The sequence below is a fragment of the Chryseobacterium sp. GVT01B genome (genome assembly GCF_019970045.1).
Classification (GTDB): Bacteria; Bacteroidota; Bacteroidia; order Flavobacteriales; family Weeksellaceae; genus Chryseobacterium.
Window position 1 is genome coordinate 100504 of record NZ_JAHXYI010000011.1, and the last position, 26368, is coordinate 126871.

The window sequence follows — 26368 nt, forward strand, 5'->3', positions numbered from 1 at the left end:
GTTATTTATTCCACCACATTTTTACGTTGATATTGTCTCCTCCCATCGACTGTACGGCTGCATTATAGTTATCTGTATTCATCACTTTTGTAGTGGTAGGATACATAAATCTTACAGGCATTTGCCCTCCGTTCTGAAGCCCTCCGTTGTTAGGAAGCACAGGCAGTTTTGTACGTCTGTATTCGTACCATTGCTGATGGTCTACAAAAAACAGAGAGATGTATTTCTGAAGCATCAGTTTTTGCAGAGAACCATCATAGGCCACATTATTATTACTGAAATAATTAGCCGGAACTGTTGCTCCCCATTGTTCAATAATAGATTTCACTCCTGTTTCGTAGTAGGTCTGCTGATTTCCTGCGATAATTCCTTTGTTGACCAATTCTGCCAGGATAAACTGAACCTCAGAATAGGTCATGATGAGAATCTTTAATGGTGCCTTCGCCAGGTTTTGGTTGAGGTTAGAAGGCTGATAGTTGAAAGATGTTCCCAAAGCATATCCGGAAGGAACTCCTTTATACCCAAGGTCTTCTCCTGAACCTGCTTTAGCTTTCGTAAAAAACATGCTCAGTCTTGGATCATTGTTATCTTTCATCGCATTTACAAAAAACTCGCCTGCTGATCTGTAGGCCGTAAAATCCTGAGGACGGGCAATTGGAGGTAAATATGGAGATACTCCTGAAAGCGGAAGCACTGCGCTATCTGTATTGTTTTGAAAAACAGGATATTGCGCAGGGTTGTTGACAATTTCCTGGATTCTTTCATGTACATTTACTTCACCGTTTCTGCTTAAAATTCTGGTCAATAATCTTAATGAAAGAGAGTTACAGAATTTTTTCCAACCTAAGATACCAGTCTGGCTGTTGGTATTGGCATTGTAAAACAAATCTGTTTCTGCTAATGCCTGATTTGGATTGAATAGTGAATTGGCTGTCTTCAGATCATTTAACAACTGAATGTAGATATCTTTCTGCTTATCATATTTTGGCCTTAAAATATTTTCTTCAATCTTCACTGCTTCAGATAAAGGTACATCACCAAAAGCATCGGTAAGATTGGAAGCTATCCAGGCATTTAAAACCATTGATATCGCCAGATAATTATTATTCTGTTCTTTCTCTGCATATTTTCTCAGATCACTTACCTGCTTCAGCCATCTATAAGAGGTATTCCAGTAACCGTTACCACTTTTCTCATCCATATAGTATCTGCTGTAGGTATTTCCTTCATTCGGAAAGTCTAAAGCGATCTGCATGATATCAAAAGTGAAATCATCAGCTCTGTTATAACCATAGCTCGCCATTTCATATTGAATAGGAGCAAGAAGACTTCCCACCGAAGGATCTTTTATTTTGCTGGTATCTGTATTGATTTCTTCAAATGTTCTATCGCAGGACTGAAGCATGAAAACAGAAGCGGCCAATGTCAGATTTATGATTAATTTTTTCATTTTTAAAGATTTTAGAATTTAAGGTTTAACTGAAAACCGACTGTTCTTGCGGTTGGAAGCTGTCCCATTTCAACTCCTGGAGTAATGGTTGCATTATCCAACGTAGCGACTTCAGGATCAAACAATGGGAACTTCGTCCACATCCACAGGTTCTTTCCGAAAATGGCAATCGTAAGATCATCCAGACCGATAGATTTTATGGTTTCTTTCGGGAAAGAATACGCAATTCTGGCATCTCTCAGCTTAATAAAATCTGTGCTGAAGCTGTTGGTTTCCACATTGGCTCTTCGATAGTAATCTCCGTAATAGGAAGATACCAACACTCCTTTTGTATTCGTACTGAAAGATCCGTCAGGGTTCTGAACAACACCGTCTCCTACAATCATTCCGCCAGGATTATCTCTTCCCGGAAGGGTAGATTTCAGTTTACCCTGTTCAGACATTTTATGATGTGACTGTGAATAAGCAATACCACCATACTGACCGTCAAATGAGAAACTTATTGTGAAGTTTTTGATTTTAAAATCATTCTGAAGACCAGCTCTCCATTTCGGGAATGCATTTCCTACTTTTTCAATATCTGCAGGTCTCCCCGGAAGCCCATTGTCCCCGTAGATGACTTTTCCGTCCGGAGTTCTTAATAATTTAAATCCATACATGTCACCAAGAGAACCTCCCACTTCCATTTTATAGAAAACGACATCTCCTACATTGGAAACGATTCCGTCAAATCCTTCAGGCAAAGTCATTACTCTGTTTTCGTTGGTAGACCAGTTTCCACCTACTTTCCATGAGAAATTTTCACCTTTTACGGCAAGGATGTCTGCTGAAAGTTCAAGACCTCTGTTACGGATTTTCCCTGCGTTGATTACCCTTTTGGAATATCCACTTTCGTAAGGCAGAGAAACAGGGATAATCTGGTTTTCACTTACGTTCTGATATGCGGTAAGATTAATATTCAACCTGTTTTTGAAAAGACTGAAATCCATACCGGCTTCAATATTTGTATTTTTTTCAGGTTTAAGCGAAGGATTGTTAAAAGTTGTAGGAGCTATTACGCTTCCTGTAATATTACTTCCTGTATAATAATTATCCAAAAGATAAGGATCACTGTCTATTCCTACTTTCGCCCATGAAGCTCTCAGTTTCCATAAATTCAGATTATTACTTTTGAGGTTAAAAATATCTGATAGAATGAAGCTGGTACTCACTGAAGGATAAAAGAAGGATCTGTTTTGCTTCGGAAGTGTAGAACTCCAGTCATTTCTTCCGGTAACGTCCACAAATATTTTATTGTCATATCCCAGAGTAAGCAATCCGTAAACACTATCAACATGTTTATCTCTTGGCGCTGGATATTTAACCGGAATATTAAGCGCATTGGTAAGGCTGTACTCACCGGCAGTTTTCAATCCTATGGCCTGGTAATCAGTCATCAGGTATTCGTTATAACGGATACTTCCCCCTGCAGATGCGGAAATACTGAATTTATTCCAATCTGCTTTGTAAGAGAATAAAAGGTCATTGTTGTATTCCTGATTTTTGATGAATTGTTCTCTGTAGAACCCTTTCAGGTAGTTTGCAGAACTCCATGGTCTTTTGGTTGTTCTTTTTTCATTCAGAATTTCAATACCTGACCTCAGCATTAAACTGAAATTCTTATTAAACTGGTAATCTGCCGTAATATTTCCTGTAATCGTTTTCTTTCTGACCCCATTCAGCATTTCGTAAGCGATCATATAAGGGTTGTCAATAAAGGAGCTGAAAGGATGGATCTGATCAACCTGTTCCTGACCCGGCTTCCAGATCGGCTTATACCATTCCAAATCCACATTGGGATTCTGGAAGATCATAAAATAAGAGATCGACTGGTTGTTGTATCCTGTTGCAGGAAGATTATCACTGGAAGTAGTGTTATAAGCAAATTTTGTAGAGATTTTTAATTTTTTAGTAAGCTGATGAGCAAAGGATAAGGCAAAATTGAATCTGTCAAAGCCGGTATTCGGCATCATCCACTCGTTATTAAGATAGGTAAGTGAAGATCTGAAGCTTGTTTTTTCGTTTGAGCTTTCTACTGAAATACTGTTCGAGTAGTTAGAACCTGTCTGCCAGAAACCTTTGATGTTATTTTCGTAAGGTCTCCACAACTGTCTTTCCTTGCTTTGCCCCAGTACATTGGGATCATACTGGAAGTAATATTGTCCGGCAAATTTAGGCCCGAAAGCACTACTTGTACCTCCGGTACTTGGTCCGTCCGGGGAAAGGCCATATGAGTAGTAAAAACTTCCAGCATTTGTTGCCAGTGTTCCCTGTCCGTATTCATACTGGTAGTCCGGCCATTTCAATACGGAATCAAAGCTTGAAGAAGAATTGAAGGTTACTCTCAGTTTTCCATTCTTTGTTTTTCCTGATTTTGTAGTGATCATTAAAGCTCCGTTGGCAGCACGGGATCCGTATAATGCGGCTGCAGAAGCTCCTTTCAATACAGTTACAGATTCGATATCGTCCGGGTTAATGCTGTTTAATCCGTTTCCAAGATCAATTGGAACATCACCTCCGGAACCAGCTCCATAGGCTGCCGTACCGGAACCTGTCGTAGAATTTCCCATTGGAACGCCATCCACTACAATCAGGGCATAGTTATGATCCATCATAATGGATTTTTCTCCTCTCAAAGTAATTCTGGAGGTTCCAAGCGGTCCTGCTCCGGCAGTCTGGATTTTAAGACCCGCCACTTTACCTTCCATTGATTGTGCCCAGTTGTTGTTCTGAGTTTCTTCAAATGTTTTGGCAGCTACTTTTTCTGCAACATATCCTAAAGCCCTGTCATGTCTCTTGATCCCCAAAGCAGTTACTACTACTTCATCGAGTCCTTTAACCGTGTCTTTTTTAGCTTTCTGCTGAGCTGCCAGATTAGCACTGACAAATCCTAACAGTGACAAAACCAATAGTTTTTGTGTCTCTTTACGCATTTACTTTTTGTTTGCGCAAAATTAGAACGACATTACAAGGATGGCCTTAACACAGTTTTAACGTTTCTTAAAAATTTATTAAACCATATGTTAATCCATTCTTAATAACATTAGATAAATACCTAGTTAATAAATACTTAAGCAATTAAGTATTTTTAATACTATTCTACAGCTATATTTGTTTACCTTTATTGTCTTTCTTTGAGTCAATACCACGTAAATAACATAATAAACTGATTTACAAAACAATAACACATGCTTAATTGCACTTTTTTTAAAATATCCTAGAAAAGTACGGAGCAAGTTCCTAAAAAAGAACAGTCTGCCCCCTAAAAGAGACAGACTGTGTAAATTATTGATTATTGTTGAGGTGGCTGGGAAATACCTTAAACCACCCCGTCAAAAATTCTTTGAATTTTTGCCACCCCTCCGGAGGAGGGGAATATTTCGTCTTTCAGATATACTATTTGTGAAAGATTTCAATCATTATTTATTCTTTAACTGATCCGGAATATTGGTTGTAACAAATCCTATTCCTTGCTTTTTCAATTCATCGTATACGGCAACATCATTTACGGTCCATGAATTGGTAATTAATCCTAATGTTTTTGCTTCAGCAATCCAGGTTGGATTTTTCTGGAAAACACTGTAATGATAATCCATACCATCCAATCCTTCTTTTTTGATCTGTTCAGGAGAAAGCTCACCGTTCAGATACTGAACTTTAAAGGCTGGAGCCAGTTTTTTGATCTCTTTACAGATATTCAGGCTGAATGAAATAAACTCACTCTGAGATTCCAGCTTCATGTCTTTGATCATTTTGATTGTTTTCTGCGTGATTTCATTTTCAATTTCCGGAGTCTTTGCTGGTTTGATCTCAACGATCAGTTTCAAAGATTTATCTTTTTTTCCCTGTTTTAAATAATCTTTTAATGTTGGGAATTTTTCTCCATTGGATAATTTCAATGCTTCCAGTTCTTTGAATGTAGCTTCAGAAATTTCCATTTTACCATGATGTTCATCGTGATTAATCACCAATACACCATCTTTTGTCATTCTTACATCAAATTCAGACCCATATATTTTTAATTTCTGGGCATTTTCCAATGATTGAATTGAGTTCTCCGTTGTAGGAGGCTGAGTCTGGAAATATCCTCTATGGGCAATAATCTGGGTTTGTGCTTTCATCATAACTGTACTTAAAACTGCTAACCCTAAGATAAAATTTTTCATAATATAATTTAAATTATTAAAAATAAAGTTGTGAAACTTCCTGATAAAGGTAGTTATTAATAAATGAAAACCACAAAGACATAAAAGATTTACGGATTACAGCTAAGTGAGATTTACAATAGCTGACTCATTTTCTTTTATGTCTTCAATGATTGAAAAAGATAATTATTAGAAGGAATACTTCGCACCGATCTGAATCTGGTATGGATTTCCAGACATTGGAACCAAACCTCCTCCACTTACGTTTTTGGTATATTCATACTGCATGGTATCCTTGTTAAATCTGGTTACTTTATACAGGGAAGTATTTCCATATGAGTTGTTTACACCCCATTCTTTATTAAGCAGGTTCGCCACATTGAAGATATCTACAGAAAGTTCAAAAGCTCCTACTTTATCAAATTTAATTTTTTTCGCTACACGAACGTCCCAAACTCCATAGAAACCGTTTTTACCTCCGTTACGTTCTGCAATTTTTCCGTTGTATTCGTTGATATAATCTTTCAGAGCCTGTCCTACCTGTGGATCATCCAAAACGGATTGCGTAAGATTCGGGAAGATAAAAGCAAGGTCATTGGAATCTACGAAATCACCATTGATGTTTCCTCCTGTTGTTGCTGAGAAACGGGTTCCTCCGATTCCTGAATATCTGATCCCTAATGTAAATCCGGCGATTGTAGGAGAGTTTCCATAGATCACGACTTTATTTCTGAATTGGTTATCAGAATAGGTCATTCTTAAATCTCTCGGATCGCTCTGAATCATGGTGGATAATGTTGCAGAGTTGGCTACGTTTCCGTTGTAAGAAGTATTGTCTTTGATATCAGACCATGTATAACTTGCGGTGATTTCTCCATCTTTCCAGTAACGGTAACTTGTATCTATTACGAATGAAAACTGGTTTACTTTACCATCACTCACCAACTCCAGTACTCTTCCGAAATTATTATTGATTCTTCCCTGTTTCCAGTCGAAGCTTACACTATTATTGGCATTATTGGTAATAGCACCTGTAGGAATAAATACTCCTCTTCCGCCTTCATTAGCTAATGTGAAGAAAGGATTGGCTACCATGTTTCTGTCATAGTAAAAATAATTATTTCTACCTAAAGCCATATATCCTGCGATCCCTGCTCTGAACCTTTCATTAAAGAAATGGGTATAAGAAATATTGGCTTTATAAACAATTGGGATTTTTGCATCCTTACCCGTATAGTTAATGGTTGGAATCTGGTACTGGGAAAGAGACGGAGCAGAGTTATAATCATTTCTGTAGCTGTTGAAATCCGGGAACGGAACATCTTTACCCGTTACATCCACTGTAGCCAGATGCTTTCCATCAAATACAAGGTTGTTAATGATCATATAGTTGTTGATATCTGAAGAGAAAATTCCGGCTCCGAACTTCAGGAAGTCCTTATTTCCTTCATTGATGTTCCAGTCAAACTGGAATCTTGGCTGGATCACAAATGATTTGATTTGATTATCGGTTCTGATTCCCATTTCATCAAACAGTTTCTGGTTGAATTTTGCTTTCGGATAACCTCCGTAATCTAATCTTATACCAGCCATTAAATCAAGACCTTTGGCCACTTTAGTCTGAAACTGCCCATAAAGACCGATGTTCCAGATATTTGATCTTACAGACGGATCTTCCATTAAAGGAACTTCTCTGTAGAATCGGTAAGGAGTCATTGCGTCAAAATTGCTCATTCCCTGGAAATGGAATCTTCCGTTCACTTCACTTCCATATATAGATTTTGCTGATGTATACATAAGATCAGCCCCAAATGTATATTTTACTTTATCTGTGTTGTAATATAAGTTATCTACAATTTGAAACACATTATTTGTAAAACCTTCCTGAGCAAAGCGGTGCCCTCCGAACTGAATATTCGTAGATCCTGCACTGGAAGATACTCCTTCAACAATAGCTCTTGGAACAGGTTTTCCTAATTGATTATTTTGATAACTGTCCTGGAAAGTATAAAGATACTGCGCCTTTAATTCATTGGTTAAATTAGGCTGCAAATTTGATCTTAAGGTTAATAACAAACTGTTGTCAAGGTTTTTATCATTTCCGTAAGATTCAAAGAAATTGATATTGGTATTATCACCAAGACCGTTTTTATTTAGATCGTAAGTAAAGTTATTCCTAAGCGTTAATAAGTTCTTTTCATTGATCTGCCAGTCAAGACGTAAGAAGGCAGCATCAGAGTTTCTTACTTTATCAAACGTTCCAAATTGCGGACCGCTTCCTACCCCATATTTTGCTCTGGCAATATCCACAAACTGATTAAGCGTCTGCGTAGTAGTATTGAATCTCTTCTCGTCATCCGGAGATTTGATATCTGCAATCACCAAAGGTCTTGAATCCAGCTGATGATCCCATGCTACGAAGAAATGTAATTTATTTTTAATAATTGGTCCTCCCAATGAAAATCCGAACTGAGAAGTAGAGAAATCATTATCTCTTTTGTTTCCTCTGATGTCATACGGACTGGAAAGCCAGTTAGTTCTTAAATATTCCCAGGCACTTCCAGAAAATTTATTGGTTCCTGATTTGGTAACAGCACTTACGGTTCCACCTCCGCTTCTTCCCAATGTCACATCATATTGGTTGGTTGTAATTTTGAATTCACGTACTGCTTCAATAGAAATAGAGAAAGGAGCACCGCTTCGGCTGGTAGTGGATCCTGCAGAAGTTGGATTTTTTGCAGTCATCCCGTCAATCGTAAAGTTGGTGGAAGATCCAAGCTGTCCTGAAAGGTTTCCTCCTTTTCCGCTTAATGGTGACAGTTCAGCAAGGTTGGTAAAGTTTCGGCCGTTCACGGGAAGTATGCTGATGTTTTTTGCAGAGATTGCTGTAGCTGCTCCAAGGTTTCCGATCTTGTTTTTAAGGTTTCCGGTAATTTTTACTTCTTCAATAGTCTTTTCGTTCCCAAGATCCATATTCACGGTAACCTGATCTCCGAAGTTCACATTGTAACCTTCTTTTTTATCATCGTTTACAATAACTGTATAAGGCCCGCCAAGAGGTATTTCCTTAAAGATATATTCTCCTTTTGAGTTGGTTTCCGTTTCCGTTCTGAATCCTGTAGATTCGTTCACGATCGTTACTTTCACTTTTTCCTGAGCCGTACTTCCCGGCCCGGTAACTTTCCCTACAATAGAAGCCTGCGTGGTCTGTGCATACGCCATTGTTCCAAGCCCTAAAAACAATAATCCCAGTACAATCTTTACTTTTTTCATTTCTTCCGAAGATCTTTATGATTAATTTTTTGATGTTCGCCAGGAAACCTCTTTGATTTTCATGTTAATAGATCATGTTGAGGTTTCTTTCAATCAGATGTGCAAAGGTATTTTGACTTTAAGGGCTGGGTGTTTAAGAAAGTTTTAACATTTTTTTAATTAAATCAGAACGTTATGTTAAATTACTTTAAACACACGTTTTATTTCTAACAGAACCAAGCTGTTAAGACATATTACGTATTTTTAATTTTCCTGTACTATTTAATTCTGTTATTTTTTTAATGCAATTACTTTAGTTATTTTTGCTCAAAAGATAGAAACCCAATGTCTGAAAACATTCAACAAAAGATAGAGCAGCTCCGCAAAGAGCTTCACCAGCATAACGAAAACTATTATCAACTGGATACTCCCACTATTACGGATTTTGAATTCGATATGCTTCTTCAGGAACTTCAGGATCTGGAGGCAAAGTACCCGGAATTTTATGATGAGAACTCGCCTACGGTACGTGTAGGTGGTGGTGTTACCAAGGTTTTCCCAACCATTCAGCATAAATTCAGAATGTATTCACTGGATAACTCCTATGATTTTGACGATCTGGAAGACTGGGAAAAAAGAATCATTAAAACGATTGAAGATCCTGTAGAATTTGTTGCTGAGCTAAAGTATGACGGTGCCTCCATTTCTATTCTTTATGAAAACGGAAAACTTTCACAGGCGGTTACCCGTGGTGACGGCTTCCAGGGAGATGAGATTACCCCGAATGTACGTACCATTTCAGATATTCCTTTGACATTAAAAGGTGATTTCCCAGCTCAGTTTTTTATGCGTGGAGAAATTTATCTGACAAGAAAAAACTTTGATAAAATCAATAAGCTCCGTGAAGAAGAAGGCCTTGATCCCTTCATGAATCCAAGAAATACAGCCAGCGGAAGTTTGAAAATGCAGGACAGCGCTGAGGTAAGAAAACGCGGACTTTCTTCTGTACTGTATCAGTTTATTTCTGAGGATATCCCAGCAGAAACCCATTGGGAACTGCTTCAGAAAGCACAAAGCTGGGGCTTCAAAACATCTCAGCAAGCAAAATTATGTAAAACAATGGCTGAGGTACAGGAGTTTATTACTTTCTGGGACACAGAACGTCATAACCTTCCTTTTGAAATTGATGGAATTGTTTTAAAAGTGAATTCATTACAACAGCAGAGACAGCTTGGTTATACAGCCAAATCTCCGCGTTGGGCGATGGCTTATAAATTTAAAGCAGAAAAAGTAGAGACAGAACTTCAAAGTGTTTCTTATCAGGTGGGGAGAACGGGTGCCATCACCCCTGTTGCCAATCTTAAACCTGTTTTACTGGCTGGAACCATCGTAAAAAGAGCTTCTCTTCATAATGAGGATATTATCAAGAAACTGGATCTTCATGAACATGATTTCGTGTATGTAGAAAAAGGAGGTGAAATTATTCCAAAAATTGTAGGGGTAAACACGGATAAAAGAACGAAAGAGAGCAAAGAAATAGAATATATCAAACATTGTCCTGAATGTGGTACCGAGTTAATAAAAATTGAAGATCAGGCCATTCATTTCTGTCCGAATGAACTTCACTGCCCGCCACAGGTGGTAGGAAGAATGATTCATTATGTTTCCAGAAAAGCCTTGAATATTGACAACCTTGGAAGTGAAACCATTGAACAGTTGTACAGAGAGAAACTGATCGAAAACCCTGCAGATTTCTATGTTTTGACGAAAGAACAGCTTCTTCCATTGGAAAGAATGGCTGAGAAATCAGCTCAGAACATCATCTCAGGAATTGAGAAATCCAAAGAAATTGCTTTTGAAAAGGTATTATACGGAATCGGAATCAAACATGTGGGAGAAACGGTTGCCAAGAAACTGGTCAAAAACTTCCCTACTATTGAAGAATTAAAGAATGCTACTGTTGAAGAACTTTGCCAGGTAGAAGATATCGGGACTAAAATTGCAATCAGCATCGTTGATTTCTTCCAGAATTCTGAAAACGTATTGATGATAGAACGTTTAAAATCTTACGGAGTACAGCTTGAAAAAGGAGAAAGTACCAATGAAGTTTTATCCAACGTTCTGGAGGGAAAAACATTCCTTTTCACCGGAAAATTGTCTTTATTCACGAGAGAATCTGCTGAGGAAATGGTAGAAAAGCATGGCGGGAAAAATATTTCTGCGGTTTCGAAAAACCTCAACTATCTTGTGGTAGGTGAAAAAGCCGGAAGCAAGCTGAAAAAAGCTCAGGATATCGGAACAATTACAATTCTGGATGAGCAGCAGTTTCTGGATTTGATTGAAAAATAACAATTATTTTTAATAATTATTTACTAAACCATTAAGATATTCCTCTTAATGGTTTATTTTTGTTTTCAAATTACAACAAATAACCATTAACTAATAATACATGAAAAAAATCTACCTCATCATTTCTATGATGATTTTTGCAGTGTTTCAGGCGCAAAATGTGAATATTCCTGACACGGCTTTTAAGAACTTTTTGTTAACAGCTAATTACAGCAATGGCTATGCAAAGGATCAGTATGGAAACAGTATTCCCGTTGACACCAATAATGATGGTATCATTCAGCAAAGTGAAGCTAACAATGTGGTAAAACTATCTGATCTTTATTATGGAAACAGATCCTATATACAATCTATTGAAGGAATTAAAAGCTTTACTAATTTAACAGAATTATATCTTTTTGGTACTTCTGTTTCTGCAGTTGATTTAAGTAATATGACTAGCCTGATTGCTTTATCAGTAACTACGAATCCGCAATTAGCGTCACTTAATATTTCAGGTTGTACATCATTGGTAACGATGACCTCCGAAAATAATAATATTATGAACTACAATCTGCAGAGCAATTCATTGAAAACTTTATATATCAGCAATTTAAATTCTACTCAGCCTATCAATAGCATTAATCTTAGCCTTTGCCCTAATCTGAAGTCTTTGGAGATCAATAAGACCAATATTCAATCTTTGGATTTTAGTAATATGAGTAATCTGGAATGGCTTCAAATAAGGAACAGTTCTTCAACCAATAGTATTAATTTAACAGGTTGTACGAATCTTAATAATCTGGGAATTTATAGCTGCAGCGCTTTAACAACACTTCAGTTACATAATCTACAAAACCTAGATACTGTATATCTTTCACAAAGCCCGATCTCCACATTATCTCTGGTCGGTACAACGAACATAGAGTCTCTTGGGTTACAATCTACAGGTCTGACAGCTATAGATCTTTCCATTTTTCCAGCTTTAAGACAGTTTGGTACTTTAAATAATAATCTTACAACACTGGATTTAAGTATGAATCCTTTATTGGAAAACATCACGATCTATGACAATGCACTTCTGAAAAATATTAATCTGAAAAGTGGAGGAACTGTATTGAACGTCACATCATGGTTTCATATAAATAATAATAATCCTAATCTTAAATATATTTGCTGTGATGATGGTGATTTCGCAGCGATCAGTAATTATTTATCTTCTTATTCTCTCAATACTATTAATTTAAATTCATATTGTTCATTCACACCGGGTGGTACTTATTATAAAGTTAATGGTACTACAAAATACGATATTAATGGCAATGGCTGTGATCTTAATGATGTTAACAAACCTTTCCAAAAATTTTCGATTACAAGCGGTTCTGTTTCCGGAAATATGATTGCTGATTCATCAGGAAATTATTCTATTCCTTTACAAACAGGTGCTCATACAATTACGCCAATTTCAGAAAATCCAGCCTATTGGACCATATCTCCAAGTACTTTAACAGTAAACTTTCCTGCACAAACAAGCCCTTTGAATCAAAATTTCTGCTTAACAGCGAACGGAACTCATAATGATCTTGAAGTCATGATTATTCCTGTAACAGCTGCTATTCCAGGATTTGATACCAAATACAAAATTGTTTACAAAAACAAAGGAACTGTGGCCCAATCAGGAAATATTGTTTTCAATTTCAACGACAATCTGATGAATTACATGAATGCAACAGTTGCTCCGGATACACAATCTACTGGTATTTTAACATGGAATTTCAACAATCTTCTTCCTCTTGAAACCAGAGAAGTCACCGTAACACTGAAATTAAATACCCCAACACAGACTCCATCGTTAAACAGCGGTGATATTCTGCATTACACAGCACAAATCAATGGAGCTGCTGATGAAACGCCTTTGGACAACAATTTCACGTTGAACCAATCGGTAGTCAATTCTTTTGACCCGAATGATAAGACTTGTCTGGAAGGAACTACTATTACGCAAACCCAGGTTGGAGATTATGTGCATTATCTGATCAGGTTTGAAAACACAGGTACCGCAAATGCACAGAATATTGTGGTAAAGGATGTTATTGATACTTCTAAATTTGACATATCAAGTTTAGTTGCATTGAACGGAAGTCACAATTTTGTAGCAAGAATTACCAATCCGAATACGGTAGAGTTCATCTTTGAAAACATCCAACTGCCTTTTGATGATGCGAATAATGACGGTTATGTTTCGTTTAAAATCAAAACAAAATCTACCTTAAATCTTGGAGACAGCTTCAGTAATACAGCCAGAATCTATTTTGATTACAATCATCCGATTATTACCAATACTTACACCACAAGCGTTCAGAATGTATTAGCAATAGCAGAAGCCAATAAGGAAAATACTATTATTTCTGTTTATCCGAATCCGGTAAGAGATATTCTAAATATTCAATCTAAAAATGAAATTATAAAAGCTGAAATCTATGATGCAGTCGGAAGAATTATCAGTTCAACAAATGTAAAAGGAAACTCAATTCCTGTTTATGGACTTTCTAAAGGAAACTATATTCTCAAAGTTTTCACGAGAGATCATGCAATTGTACAGAAGTTTATCAAAGAGTAAGCTCACGAATGCTATAAAAAAAGCTGCGAATAATTTTCGCTGCTTTTTTTATTTATTAAGAATTAATATTTTCGATTTACTTAAAAACAATAATAGTATATGGAGAACTTTCTCCGGTCTTTGGCAAGATCAGTCTGATATGTTCTTTATTCCTGTAGTAATCCACATAGGGTTCTTTGGTAATGATCTTTCCTTTCTCCATTTCTTTATATCCGGCTGACAATATCAGTTTAAGATATTGATCGTATTCTTTCTTGTCTTTAAACTCAAATTCAATTCTGTCTTCTGATTTTTCTTCTTTGTATTCAAACTTTCCTATTTTCGAGGTATAGTCTGTAGCTTCATATTCGGTTAAAAGGAAGCTTAAGCCTTCTGTTATATCATAAAATTTGAACTGAAGCTGTTTCATTTCCTTTTTAAACTCCTCCATTGTCAGTTTATTGAATCCTTTAAGCTGTTCTACTGTAAAGGTTTGTGCAGAGACCTGAATACTCAGTACAACTGAAAATAATAAGAATCCTAATGCTTTTCTCATTTTTATTTTAGCGTAAATATAAAGAATAGGATTGTCAGTTTTGTAATCTCCAGTTATGAAGGACAAGAGTAATAATAACGTCGTTCCATAACTCAAAGCCTGTCAACTTAGGTTTTACTGGAAGAATGGAGGTTTCAATCCATTTAGGTTCCTTTAAAGTATACATTGTCGCATCATATAAGAGATTTTTATCAAAGGGATTACTTACCTGAAGCATCATTCCTTTATGTTTTCTGCCTTCAACATCCTGCGAAAACTCTATTTCTATGGTCTTTGACGGGTTTACATTCTCTTTAACCACCTTCATAGATTCCAGTTTTCCATCTTTAATATCTGCTTCAATAAATAAGTGTTCACCAGGATAAATTTGCAAAGTATTTTCCTCAACAAAATAGGGAGATTTTTTAACTTCTTGCTGATAGTATCTCACAGAATCCACCGGAAGTTTTAAATTAAAGTTTTCACGAAATTTTTGCTGACTAAAGCAAAAATTTGATATTACTAGTCCCCAAAAAAGAGCAATTGTTTTAATATTCACAGGTTTAGGTTATTTAATTTTATAGCGCTAAAATATAACAAATAACAATAATCCTTACAACTGGTAGTCTGAAATAACTGCTTAAACTACTATTCCTTAATCAAAGCTTTCCGAAACAGCAAAATTTCTGCCTTATTTAGTCCTTCCAAAGAAATTGTGCGCTTTGTATTGGGCATCCAGTCAGGATAAAGAATGAGTTCCACATAATTGTCATGTATATGAAATTCTCTCAGAACTTCCGGATTTTTTGTATTTCTTCTATCTGATCCAAATCTCAGATTAATACACTTACCGGGAACAATGTAAAAATCTTTAGGAAACAAAAATATAGAATTCTGATTCATGAAAATTTCAAAACTACACCATCGAAATTTTTTACTATAGCTAAGACCTCCTTTAGTTACTGAAACAATGGTGCCATGGATATTTTTAAAAACTACCGCATCCGGCTGCTGATATTTTTCAATAATTTTATTTTTCTGCACATAAAAGAAAATTCTTGAGATGATAAAAACTGCTATACCTGCCAATGGCAAATAGAAAAAAGGATCCATGAATAAAAGAATAGAATTACAAATTTTTAAATAAGAAAATCAGATATTTTCCTGTTCAAAGGTATAACAATAATCCTTATGAAACCGGCAGTCTGAAATAAAATGTACTTCCGTTATTCAGAGAACTCTTCACTCCTATTTCTCCATGTTGCTTTTCAATGAAATTTTTTGAAATAGCCAAGCCCAAACCTGTTCCATTTTGGTGTTCGCCGGGAACCTGAAAATAACGGTCAAAGATCTGGCGGTGGTATTTTTCATCAATTCCGCTTCCGGTATCAATAATACTGAACTGAATGAATGAGTTCTGTTTTTCTACCACAATCTTAATATTTTCATCCTGAAAAGAGTGTTTCACCGCATTGGTAAGAAAGTTATTCATTACCCAGACTGTTTTATCAAAATCGGCAGTCACAGCATCGTTGTCTTCCAAAAGATATTCTGTGCTGATGGAGATATTTTTCTGCTCGGCAAGCTTTTCAACATTTTTTACCGCAGTCTGTACAATTTCTTTAGGAGAGCATTTCTCTACAGTCAATCTGATATTCCCGGATTCTACCTGAGAAAGATTAAGCAATTCACCTGTGATATCCAATAACCGCTGCCCGTCTTCATTAATGCTTTTCAATAATTCCTGCTGCTGCTCGTTCAGTTCTCCAAACTTTTGGTTTCCAAGAAGCTGAACACCCATTTTGATTGCAGAAATCGGAGTTTTTAGTTCGTGGGAAATCGTTGCAATGAAGTTGGTTTTAGCAAAATCAAGTTCTTTAAAAGGGGTAATATTTCTCAACAAGATTACCTTTCCGATATATTTTTTTTCTTTTTCGCCTGTCTTTACAATATTGATGGGAATAATATCCTGCTCGAAGTAGTTTTCTTTATTATCACGAACAATTTTAATCGGATCTTTTACCGGATGATCTATATTTTTCAGCAATTCACGCATCAGATCATTGTTAATAGCTACTTCATGGGCCGTTTTTCCAATAATATCTTCCTTATGAAGATTGGTAATTTTCAGCGCTTCATCATTAATCATATAGATAAAATGATTCTCATCTAAACCAATAACCGCATCGTGCATGTTATTGACCAATGTTTCGATACGTTTTTTATCCATCAGCTGCTTGGAAAGTGTACTGCTTTCATACTCCTGAAGTTTCTCCGCCATACTGTTGAAGGACTCCGCCAGGCTGTTGAATTCTTCACTTCCTTTAAAATGAACCCTCTCATTATAATTTTTATCAGCAATCTGTTTGATACTGAAGGTAAGCTGATTGATTGGTTCTGCAATAGTTTGAGGTAAATTGAAAAGCAGAATAAAAGCAATCAGAAAGCATACGGTTCCTAAACTTACAATCCAAAAAGTGGCATTTTCTGCTGTAATAATCGCGATATCACTCTTTCTTTCTATGCCTTTCATATTCAAAGACATAATTTTGGCCAGATCCTCACGGATTAGTTTTTCTTTATGGATATCCGGTGCTTTCAGATAGCTGCTGAAATGCATATTGAGATTTTGAGTGGCTTCTTTTTCTCCAAATTCTGTAAGGTTTTTTTCCTGCAGCTTGTTATTTTTTCGAAAATCTGCTATCGCAACGGTACTGTCTGTACTGATATTATCCAGCGCCAGAAGCATATTCTTGGAAAACTCCAGACTATTATAATTGGCTGTAAGGATCTTTTCAGTATCGGATTTTAATTTATTGATGTATACAGAACCTATCACTGAAAGCAGAACAATCAGCAGAAATAAAAGGCCAACGCCTAAGGTAAGTTTCGTTTTAAGTTTCATTACTTTTAAGATAAAATAATAATATCTATCTGTCTTTCATTCAGCCTGTTCATGAGGGTATAGATCCAGCTGTAACCCAACAGCCGCTGCCAGAAACTGGCATGAGGTTTTCCAATGCAAACCGTAGTGATATTGTGGGCAATCACATACTCAAGAATTCCGTTATGAACACTGCTTTCTTTGATACGGACTACTTTGGCACCCAATTCCTGTGCTAAATTAAAATTATTAATTAAATACCGCTGTTTATCCAACGCTATTTTTTCAGGATTTTCTGAAGGTTTCTGAACGTATAAAACAGTCCATGGACTGTTATAATAGCTGGCTAACCTTGCTGTTTTCCTGATAATCGTTTTGGCAATTTTCTCGTTGCTGCTGATGCAGGCCAGGAATTTTATGGGTTTAAAATTTTCAGTTTTGATCTCTGTTTCTACCTTTCTTTCTACATGGGTGGCTACTTCTTTTAAAGCCAGCTCACGAAGCTGTAGAATATGCCCGCTTTGGAAGAAATTACTGAGTGCCGTCTGAATTTTTTCTTTTTTATAGATTTTTCCTTCTTTCAGTCGAGTAAGAAGCTCATCAGCAGTAAGATCAATATTAACCACTTCATCCGCAAGTGCCAGTATCTTATCCGGAACCCGCTCTGCTACTTCTACTCCTGTGATTTTCTTGACTTCTTCATTCAGGCTTTCAATGTGCTGAATATTCATCGCACTGATAACATTGATGCCGTTATCAAGGATTTCCAGCACATCCTGCCATCTTTTTTTATTTTTGGAACCTTCTACGTTGGTATGCGCCAGCTCGTCCACTAAAACTACTTCAGGATGTTCGTTGATAATGGCCTGAAGATTCATTTCTTCGAGGTTTTTTCCTTTATAAAAAACAGATTTTCTTTCAATTTCTGGAAGACCTTCTACAAGGGCAACAGTTTCTTCTCTGCCATGAGTTTCGATATAGCCAATCTTTACATCAATGCCATTTCGCAAAAGAGAATGCGCTTCCTGAAGCATACGGAAGCTCTTTCCTACGCCTGCACTCATCCCGATATAAATTTTGAATTTTCCTTTACGGGACTTTTGGATCAGTTCTAAAAAATCTTTTGCTGATGACATTGATTTTATTCTTTTTAATTTTACTTTAAACACGTTCAACTGTGGTTAAGCTGATTCTTAAAACCAGGCTGCAAGACTTGTTGTAATGAAGAAATTTCCTTTTTTAAATTCATCATTTTTCGCAAAAATGGCATCTTTGGCAGTAAAACCTCTTGCTTCTGTACGGAAAATCACATTTTTAAAGATCGCATAGTCTACATTGAGGGAATATCCGAAGGTCTGAAATCCATTAGGAGTTCCGGTATTGATAATCACTCCGTTTTTATCATTGTAATATTCCAATCTCCCTGCCAATGCCCATTTGTTATCTAATTGATATTTCATTAATACATTCGGGCTGTACCAGATATTATACTGCTCGCTTCCTTTTGATTTCTGCTCTGCACCAATATCAAATCCTAATACTGCGGAAAACTGATCTGTCAACTGAAAGCTTCCATACAAATCATGAAAGTACCGCATTCTTTTGTCTTCTTTTGCTTTATCATTTCCTATGAATGAACTGCTGTTCAGAGTGATTTTATCATTGGGTTTATAGGTCACCTGATGTCCGAAAGAAATACTCTGGTTTCCTTCCGGTTTGGCAATACGCTGCCAGCCATTCAGTACCAGCCCGCTTAAAAACCATTTTCCGCTATCTGAGGTATAAGAAATTTTGGCTCCTGTTTCAAAATACGGCGAATTTTCAGCAGCAAAACTTCTCGTAAGGTTAATATTATCTTTTCCTATAGCACTTTCCCAACCGATATGTGAAGGCATGATCCCTGCGTCAATCCAGAGGTTTTTATTTTTAGAAATTTTGATTCCTATATTGGCTTCATTTACATAACGTAGGGCATTTTGTTCAGCGGCCATATTATCCTGAGCGTAAGTTCCTGCCATTAAAGCAACATTGGCTCGGATATTTTCACTTTGGTAATTGGCTTTAACTAATCCCAGATTAAGATTCATTTCATTGTGTCTGTTATATGAGTAGAGAAAATTTTGACGCATATGATTTCCAGGTTCATTAAAATCGTAGGTGTAAAAGAGTTCTACATAAGCGGAAAACGTAACTTTATTTCCTGTTTTCAATGAGTCTGATGATTGTGCTTTGGCTAAAAACAGCCCTGATAGTGCACATATAGTTAGATATTTTTTCACTTTATTTTTAAAGATGTATTCATCATGTCAAGGTTTAAAACCTTGACATGATTATTGATTATTAAATTTATTATTTTAATTGATCCAAAGCAATATTAAGCTTCAGTACATTTACTTTTGATGGCCCAAAAAGTCCTAATAACGGCTTCTCTGTTTGAGTATTAATTAAGCTTTTGATCTGCTCTTCTGAAAGGTTTCTCGCTTTTGCAACTCTTTTTGCCTGGTACAAAGCTCCTTCTTCAGAAATATCCGGATCCAGACCACTTCCACTTGCCGTAACAAGTTCTACAGGAACTTTCGTATTTCCCATTTCAGGATTTTTCATTTTTAAAGTATCAATTCTTTTCTGAACTGTTTCCAGATATTCTTCATTGCTGGGACCTTTGTTGCTCCCACCGCTTCCTGCTGCATTATAATTGACTGATGAAGGACGGCCGTGGAAGTATTTTTCGGATTTGAATTCCTGTCCGATATTGGCATAAAACTTCTGTCCTTTATCATAGACAATTTCTCCGTTTCCTTTGTTAGGAAGTATTTTGGATCCTCCATATACAACACCAAGATAAATACCTGTCACCACCAGCATTACAAGAGTTAATCTGAATGCTGAAACAATATGATTTTTCATTTTTTTAATTTTAATAGAATAAACTGATTACCAAGTCAATGATTTTGATTCCAATGAAAGGAACGATGACTCCGCCCAGACCGTAGATCAAAAGGTTTCTTCTCAATAAGGCACTTGCACCGATCGGCTTATAAGCCACTCCTTTTAACGCCAGCGGAATCAGGAACGGAATGATCACTGCATTGAAAATAACCGCTGATAATATGGCTGTTTCCGGGCTGTGAAGGTTCATAATATTCAACTTTTGGAGGGAGGGAATAAAAGTGATAAAGAGTGCAGGGATAATGGCAAAATATTTCGCCACATCATTCGCAATACTGAAAGTTGTCAATGTTCCTCTTGTCATCAGCAGCTGTTTACCAATTTCTACGATTTCGATAAGCTTTGTAGGGTCATTATCAAGGTCTACCATGTTTCCGGCTTCTTTTGCAGCCTGTGTTCCACTGTTCATGGCTACACCTACATCTGCCTGAGCTAATGCCGGAGCATCATTGGTACCGTCACCCATCATTGCGACCAGCTTACCTTCCTGTTGTTCCTTTTTGATGTAATTCATCTTATCTTCAGGTTTTGCTTCAGCGATAAAATCGTCTACTCCTGCTTTTTCTGCGATAAATTTTGCAGTCAGAGGGTTATCTCCGGTTACCATTACCGTTTTCACTCCCATCTTTCTCAGTCTTTGGAAACGTTCCTGAATTCCGGTTTTGATGATATCCTGAAGTTCAATAACGCCCCATACTTTTTCATTCACAGAAACTACCAGAGGAGTTCCTCCGTTTTCAGAAATTTTGGTCACCGCTTCCTGGGTTTCCTGTGGGAAGATATTCCCGGCTTTTTCAGTCAGTTTTTTTATTGTATCATAAGCTCCTTTACGGATTCTTGTTTCGTCAAAATCGATCCCTGAAGTTCTGGTTTCTGCTGTAAAATCAATATAAACAGGATTAGCAACTAATAAATCTTCAGATTTCAAAGCACTTAATTCAATGATTGATTTTCCTTCCGGAGTTTCATCAGCTACAGAACTTAGTGCGGAAGCTTTAATAAATTTCTCAAGTTCGATTCCGTTTGCAGGATGAAACTGAGTTGCCTTACGGTTTCCGATAGTGATTGTTCCGGTTTTATCAAGCAACAGAACATCAATATCTCCCGCTGTTTCTACGGCTTTACCACTTTTGGTAATCACATTTGCTCTCAAAGCCCTGTCCATTCCCGCAATCCCGATTGCAGAAAGCAGACCACCGATGGTTGTCGGAATAAGACAAACGAAAAGAGATATAAATGCCGCTATGGTAATCGGAGTCTGCGCATAGTCTGCAAATGGTTTGAGAGTGAGAGTAACGATGATAAATGTAAGGGTAAATCCTGCCAGAAGTATGGTTAATGCGATTTCGTTAGGTGTTTTCTGTCTTGATGCTCCTTCTACAAGGGCAATCATTTTATCTAGGAAGGATTCTCCCGGTTTTGTGGTTACTTTTACTTTAATTCTGTCTGAAAGAACTTTTGTACCTCCTGTTACAGAACTTTTATCTCCTCCGGATTCACGGATTACAGGTGCACTTTCTCCGGTAATTGCTGATTCATCAATGGTTGCAAGACCTTCAATAATCTCTCCATCCATCGGAATCTGATCCCCGGCTTCACAAAGGAAAATATCACCTAATGTCATTTCAGCAGACATCTTCAATCTTGTTTCTACCTGAAATCCCGGCTTGTTATCAAGTATCAGTTTGGCCGGAGTTTCTTCTCTTGTTTTTCTGAGGGTATCAGCCTGAGCTTTTCCTCTTGCTTCTGCTATAGCTTCTGCAAAATTGGCAAACAGAACTGTGAAAAATAAAATAATAAATACTAAAAAGTTATAGGAAAAACTTCCCTGGGTTTTATCACCAGTCAGGCTGAACATGCTTACTATAAACATGACAATGGTTCCGATTTCCACCAGGAACATTACTGGATTTTTAAACATGATTTTCGGATTCAGCTTTACAAAGGACTGTTTTATCGCTTCGTTTACCAAATCTCTTTGAAACAATGTTTGTGACTGATTTTTCATTTTTTTGAAAGAATTTATATCATTGTAAATCAATAGTAACCATTAAGGTCTGCCAGATCATGAGGATAGATATAGATAATATTAAGTGAACGTTTCAGTAAGTTGTCAGACTAGCTTCCTAACTTTTCGGCTTCCTTAATGGTTGAAAATTGATTTTAATTTTTAATGTTCACATTTTTATTTTGAGAAATACTGAATCTGCTCTGCAATAGGTCCTAAGGTCAATGCAGGGAAGAATGACAATGCTGCTATCAGCAAAATCACCGCCAGGGTCATAAAGCCGAAAGTAGCTGTATCTGTTTTCAGTGTTCCTGAACTTTCCGGAATATATTTTTTCTGTGCCAGTAATCCGGCAATAGCAACAGGGCCTATAATCGGGATGAATCTTGATAATAAAAGAACAATTCCCGTTGAAATATTCCACCAAGGTGTATTATCTCCAAGTCCTTCAAATCCGGATCCGTTATTGGCTGCAGAAGAAGTAAACTCATACAGCATTTCACTGAATCCATGGAAACCTGGATTATTCAATGTCTTTGCTCCGAATTCCGGTAAATAAGCCGTTAAAGCTGTTCCTGCAAGAATTAAGAAAGGATGGAATAAAGCTACAATCATAGCAATTTTCATCTCTTTGGCTTCAATCTTTTTGCCCATGAATTCAGGAGTCCTTCCAACCATCAAACCACTGATGAACACCGCAAGAATGATAAAGATGAAATAGTTCAGGATTCCGACTCCACAACCTCCGTAGAAGCAGTTGATCATCATGGCAAGCAGCTCATTCATCCCCGAAAGCGGCATTGTACTGTCATGCATAGCATTCACAGATCCTGTAGAAATTACTGTAGTGGCAATACTCCAATACCCTGATGCAGCACTTCCGAAACGGATTTCTTTCCCTTCCATAGCTCCAAGACTGCTGTCTGTTCCCATTTGTGTAATCAGAGGATTTCCACCTGTTTCATTCACGATATTCGGAATGGTAAGTGCCAGAAAACCGACTGTCATTACGGTAAAGATCACCCATGACAGCTTTCTTTTATTCAGATAAAAACCCAGTGCAAATACCAATGCAAAAGGAATGATCATCTGAGTGACCATCTCTGTCATATTGGTCATATAATTAGGATTTTCAAGTGGATGTGCTGAATTCGCTCCAAAAAATCCTCCACCATTAGTTCCTAAGTGTTTGATTACAACAAATGCAGATACAGGTCCTCTGGAAACATCAGCCTTTTGACCTTCTAATGTGATAATATGATCTTTTCCTTCAAAAGTCATCGGACTTCCGTTGATAGAAAGAATTAAAGCAACAATTATACTTATCGGAACCAGAATTCTTATCATTGATTTTGTGAAAAAATCGTAGAAATTACCTAATTCTGTGCTTGTTTTTTCTTTAAAAGCTTTAAAAAGAACCGCCATTGCTGCCATCCCTGTTGCTGCCGTTACAAACTGCAAAAACATCAGATAAAGCTGGCTCAGGTAGCTTACTCCTGTTTCTCCCGAATAGTGCTGTAGATTACAGTTTACTAAAAACGAAATGGTCGTATTAAAAGCCAAATCGGGTGACATATTCGGATTCCCATCAGGATTTAAAGGAAGCCAAGCCTGATTGAGTAAAAGAAGGAATCCAATGATGAACCATATAAGGTTAATCGCCAGCATAGCGTACATATTCTGCTTCCAATTCATCTGACGAGCAGGATTAATCCCCGAAACTTTATAAATTAACTTTTCAATGGGTTCAAAGACAGGATCAAGAAAAGTCTTTTTGTATCCATAAACATTAGCTATATATTTTCCTAAAAAAATTCCGATAACTAACGTGACAGCAAACATTGCTATAATGCCTAAAATTTCTGTATTCATGATTGTTTAAAATTTTTCAGGTTTTATTAAAACATAACAGATATACACAAAGGCAAGTATTGAGAGGAAAAATAAACTCCACATAATTTATATTCTATCAAAAAATTCAACTGATTTACATAAAAGCCAAAACAACACTGCAAAAAGCAGAATTAAACTTATAAGCATCATATCTTAATCATTAGGGTTAAAAGAGTCAACAATACATACGATACAATCAGCAGACTAAAAGTAGAATGCTCCCGTTTTTTAAACGTTTTTCTTGAAATTGTCATTTTTAAATATTTTATTCAGAGACTATATGCCAAAACAAGGTCCATTTAAAGAATGAAATATTTAAATAATTAAATATCAATACTTTAAACCACACACAAGCACTCAATAAAAACAGAAAAGCCTATCAAAATGATAGGCTCTTTATTAAAATGATAATCGGTTTATTTTAATCCGTATTCTTCCAGTTTACGGTATAGCGTGGCAATGCCAATCTCAAGTAATCTGGCTGCTTCTGCTTTATTTCCTTTTGTATATTGTAATACTTTTTGAATATGTATTTTTTCCAGGGAACGGATGCTCAGCGAATCACTTTCCGGAGCGGCTTTCTCAGAATAATGAGGAAGACTGTCCGCGTCAAGGATGTTGTTATCCATCAAAATTAAACTTCGTTCCACGGCATTTCTTAGTTCACGAATATTTCCCTTCCAATCGTTTTTCTCTAGCGCTTTATAATAGTCCGGACTTACCTGAACAGACGACAAATGAAGTTTATGAGAAAAAAGGTCAATAAAGTTCTTCGCAAGTGCTTTCAGATCTTCTTTTCTATTGCGCAAAGACGGAAGAGTGATTTCAAATACATTCAGTCTGAAATAGAGATCTTCTCTGAAGTTTCCCTGCTTTATTTCATCTTCAAGATCTCTGTTAGTAGCTGCAATTAATCTGAAATCAGATTTTGAAACTTTCGTCTCACCCATTTTGATAAATTCCCTGGTTTCCAAAACTCTAAGCAGCTTGGCCTGAAGTTCTATCGGCATCTCGCCAATTTCATCCAGAAACAAAGTACCTCCATTTGCTTCTTCAATCAATCCCTTTTTATCCTTAATGGCTCCTGTAAAAGCTCCTTGTTTGTGCCCAAAAAGCTCGCTTTCAAGAATCTCTTTACTGAATGCCGAACAGTTGATTGCCACAAAGCTGTTTTTCTTTCTGTCACTCCCTTCATGAATCGCACTGGCAAAGACTTCTTTACCCGTTCCTGTTTCCCCTGTGAGCAAAACAGCAGCGTCCGTTAAAGCTACTTTTTCAGCCAATTTCTTGGCCTGCAAAATTAATGGTGATTTCCCTATGATCTGGTCAAATCCTTTGGTGACAATCTGCTGTACCGTTCTTGATTTGTTATCTTTTACCTTCTCAAGAGCCTTATATACCAATGGGATAATTTTTTCATTATCATCACCTTTCACCAGGTAATCATATGCTCCATTCTTCATAGCCTGCACTGCATCAGTAATATTACCGAAAGCCGTCATCAGAATAATTTCCAGCTGAGGATATTTGCTTTTAATAGACTTTATCAATTCTACTCCAAAAGCATCAGGCAGACGGACATCGCTTAGAACAACATCAAAATCATATTGCTCCAGCATTGTCATCGCTGAACGTGCCGTAGAAGCTTCTTTTACATTAAAATTTTCTTGGGAGAGGATCATTCCCAGTAACTTGAGGAGTTTGATCTCATCATCGATGATCAGAATGTTTCCTGACATATAATTATTTTTGGAAAACTGATACAAACTTATTGAATTTATTCGAGGAAAATAGGGATTATAGAGAATAGTTTTCTGAACGACTCTGAAATTTCAGGAGCATTTTCCCGCTATCCATTCATACTCCTCACACCAAGGCTTTCCCAGACTATAGCCGAAGCGTTCCGTGCCTGCTCCGGGGTAACCATTACTATCGGGGCTAGGGAAGACGAATTATCAATTATAAATTATGAATTATGAGTTGTGGGTATAGATTAAGAATTATCTGTTTTAAATGGTGAGTTCTAATATCCCAACTATGTCATTCCGTAGGAATCCAGTCGCACTATTAGAGTCTAAAGGATTCAAGGGAGTAGCACAGAGTTTTTAATATTTAAGTGATGTATACTTAGACATACTTGATAATAGAATAAAATGGCTTGTTTAGACTCCTTCGGAGTGACAAGGGAGTGCTATCAATGATAAGTGATAAATAATCAATGATGAAGGATCTCTGGTATTGGTTGGAAACAGGAACCATTAATCATTATTGATTACTCATTGCTTT

The 26368-nt window shown here is 36.8% G+C and carries 17 protein-coding genes; 2 read left to right on the forward strand and 15 right to left on the reverse strand.

Annotation, left to right across the window (positions count from 1 at the left end; translation table 11 throughout):
• Position 1: 1 nt before the first annotated feature.
• The 4 genes from LC457_RS22180 to LC457_RS22195 form a co-directional block, all read right to left on the reverse strand.
• On the reverse strand, positions 2-1450 hold the full coding sequence (locus LC457_RS22180; RefSeq protein ID WP_223601776.1) for a SusD/RagB family nutrient-binding outer membrane lipoprotein: 1449 nt from the start codon (positions 1448-1450) through the stop codon (positions 2-4).
• Positions 1451-1461: 11 nt separating this feature from the next.
• Entirely contained in the window at positions 1462-4422 is a 2961-nt protein-coding gene (locus LC457_RS22185) for a SusC/RagA family TonB-linked outer membrane protein (protein ID WP_223601777.1), read from the reverse strand.
• A gap of 486 nt (positions 4423-4908) precedes the next feature.
• The gene (locus LC457_RS22190) at positions 4909-5655 is read right to left on the reverse strand and encodes a glycerophosphodiester phosphodiesterase family protein (RefSeq protein ID WP_223601778.1); all 747 of its coding nucleotides are present in this window, start codon (positions 5653-5655) and stop codon (positions 4909-4911) included.
• Positions 5656-5823: 168 nt separating this feature from the next.
• On the reverse strand, positions 5824-8907 hold the full coding sequence (locus LC457_RS22195) for a TonB-dependent receptor (RefSeq protein WP_223601779.1): 3084 nt from the start codon (positions 8905-8907) through the stop codon (positions 5824-5826).
• Between the two features lie 324 nt (positions 8908-9231).
• Between LC457_RS22195 and ligA the strand changes: the two genes are divergently transcribed.
• Entirely contained in the window at positions 9232-11235 is a 2004-nt protein-coding gene (gene ligA / locus LC457_RS22200; protein ID WP_223601780.1) for an NAD-dependent DNA ligase LigA, read from the forward strand.
• Positions 11236-11335: 100 nt separating this feature from the next.
• Positions 11336-13834, forward strand: coding sequence for a T9SS type A sorting domain-containing protein (locus LC457_RS22205; RefSeq protein WP_223601781.1), 2499 nt, complete (start codon positions 11336-11338; stop codon positions 13832-13834).
• A gap of 76 nt (positions 13835-13910) precedes the next feature.
• On the opposite strand, the gene LC457_RS22210 is transcribed toward LC457_RS22205, so the two are convergent.
• The 11 genes from LC457_RS22210 to LC457_RS22255 all read right to left on the reverse strand — a co-directional run bounded on the left by LC457_RS22210 (position 13911) and on the right by LC457_RS22255 (position 25821).
• On the reverse strand, positions 13911-14369 hold the full coding sequence (locus LC457_RS22210) for a hypothetical protein (RefSeq protein ID WP_223601782.1): 459 nt from the start codon (positions 14367-14369) through the stop codon (positions 13911-13913).
• Between the two features lie 34 nt (positions 14370-14403).
• The gene (locus LC457_RS22215; RefSeq protein WP_223601783.1) at positions 14404-14907 is read right to left on the reverse strand and encodes a hypothetical protein; all 504 of its coding nucleotides are present in this window, start codon (positions 14905-14907) and stop codon (positions 14404-14406) included.
• Between the two features lie 89 nt (positions 14908-14996).
• A complete protein-coding gene (locus tag LC457_RS22220; protein WP_223601784.1) occupies positions 14997-15461 on the reverse strand; it encodes a hypothetical protein in 465 nt (154 codons plus the stop codon).
• A 76-nt stretch (positions 15462-15537) separates the two neighbouring features.
• Positions 15538-17253: an ATP-binding protein gene (locus LC457_RS22225; protein WP_223601785.1), complete on the reverse strand. Its 1716-nt coding sequence runs from the start codon at positions 17251-17253 to the stop codon at positions 15538-15540.
• Positions 17254-17258: 5 nt separating this feature from the next.
• A complete protein-coding gene (locus LC457_RS22230; protein WP_223601786.1) occupies positions 17259-18368 on the reverse strand; it encodes a sensor protein KdpD in 1110 nt (369 codons plus the stop codon).
• A 57-nt stretch (positions 18369-18425) separates the two neighbouring features.
• On the reverse strand, positions 18426-19511 hold the full coding sequence (locus LC457_RS22235) for a porin (RefSeq protein WP_223601787.1): 1086 nt from the start codon (positions 19509-19511) through the stop codon (positions 18426-18428).
• Between the two features lie 70 nt (positions 19512-19581).
• Positions 19582-20139: a potassium-transporting ATPase subunit KdpC gene (gene kdpC, locus LC457_RS22240; RefSeq protein ID WP_223601788.1), complete on the reverse strand. Its 558-nt coding sequence runs from the start codon at positions 20137-20139 to the stop codon at positions 19582-19584.
• Positions 20140-20149: 10 nt separating this feature from the next.
• Positions 20150-22189, reverse strand: coding sequence for a potassium-transporting ATPase subunit KdpB (gene kdpB / locus LC457_RS22245; protein ID WP_223601789.1), 2040 nt, complete (start codon positions 22187-22189; stop codon positions 20150-20152).
• 177 nt (positions 22190-22366) lie between these two features.
• Positions 22367-24061: a potassium-transporting ATPase subunit KdpA gene (kdpA, locus tag LC457_RS22250; protein ID WP_223601790.1), complete on the reverse strand. Its 1695-nt coding sequence runs from the start codon at positions 24059-24061 to the stop codon at positions 22367-22369.
• 6 nt (positions 24062-24067) lie between these two features.
• Entirely contained in the window at positions 24068-24145 is a 78-nt protein-coding gene (locus tag LC457_RS23540) for a potassium-transporting ATPase subunit F (RefSeq protein WP_077415921.1), read from the reverse strand.
• A gap of 353 nt (positions 24146-24498) precedes the next feature.
• Positions 24499-25821 carry a sigma-54 dependent transcriptional regulator gene (locus LC457_RS22255; protein ID WP_223601791.1) on the reverse strand — a complete coding sequence of 441 codons (1323 nt, stop codon included), beginning with the start codon at positions 25819-25821 and terminating at the stop codon, positions 24499-24501.
• Positions 25822-26368: the final 547 nt, after the last annotated feature.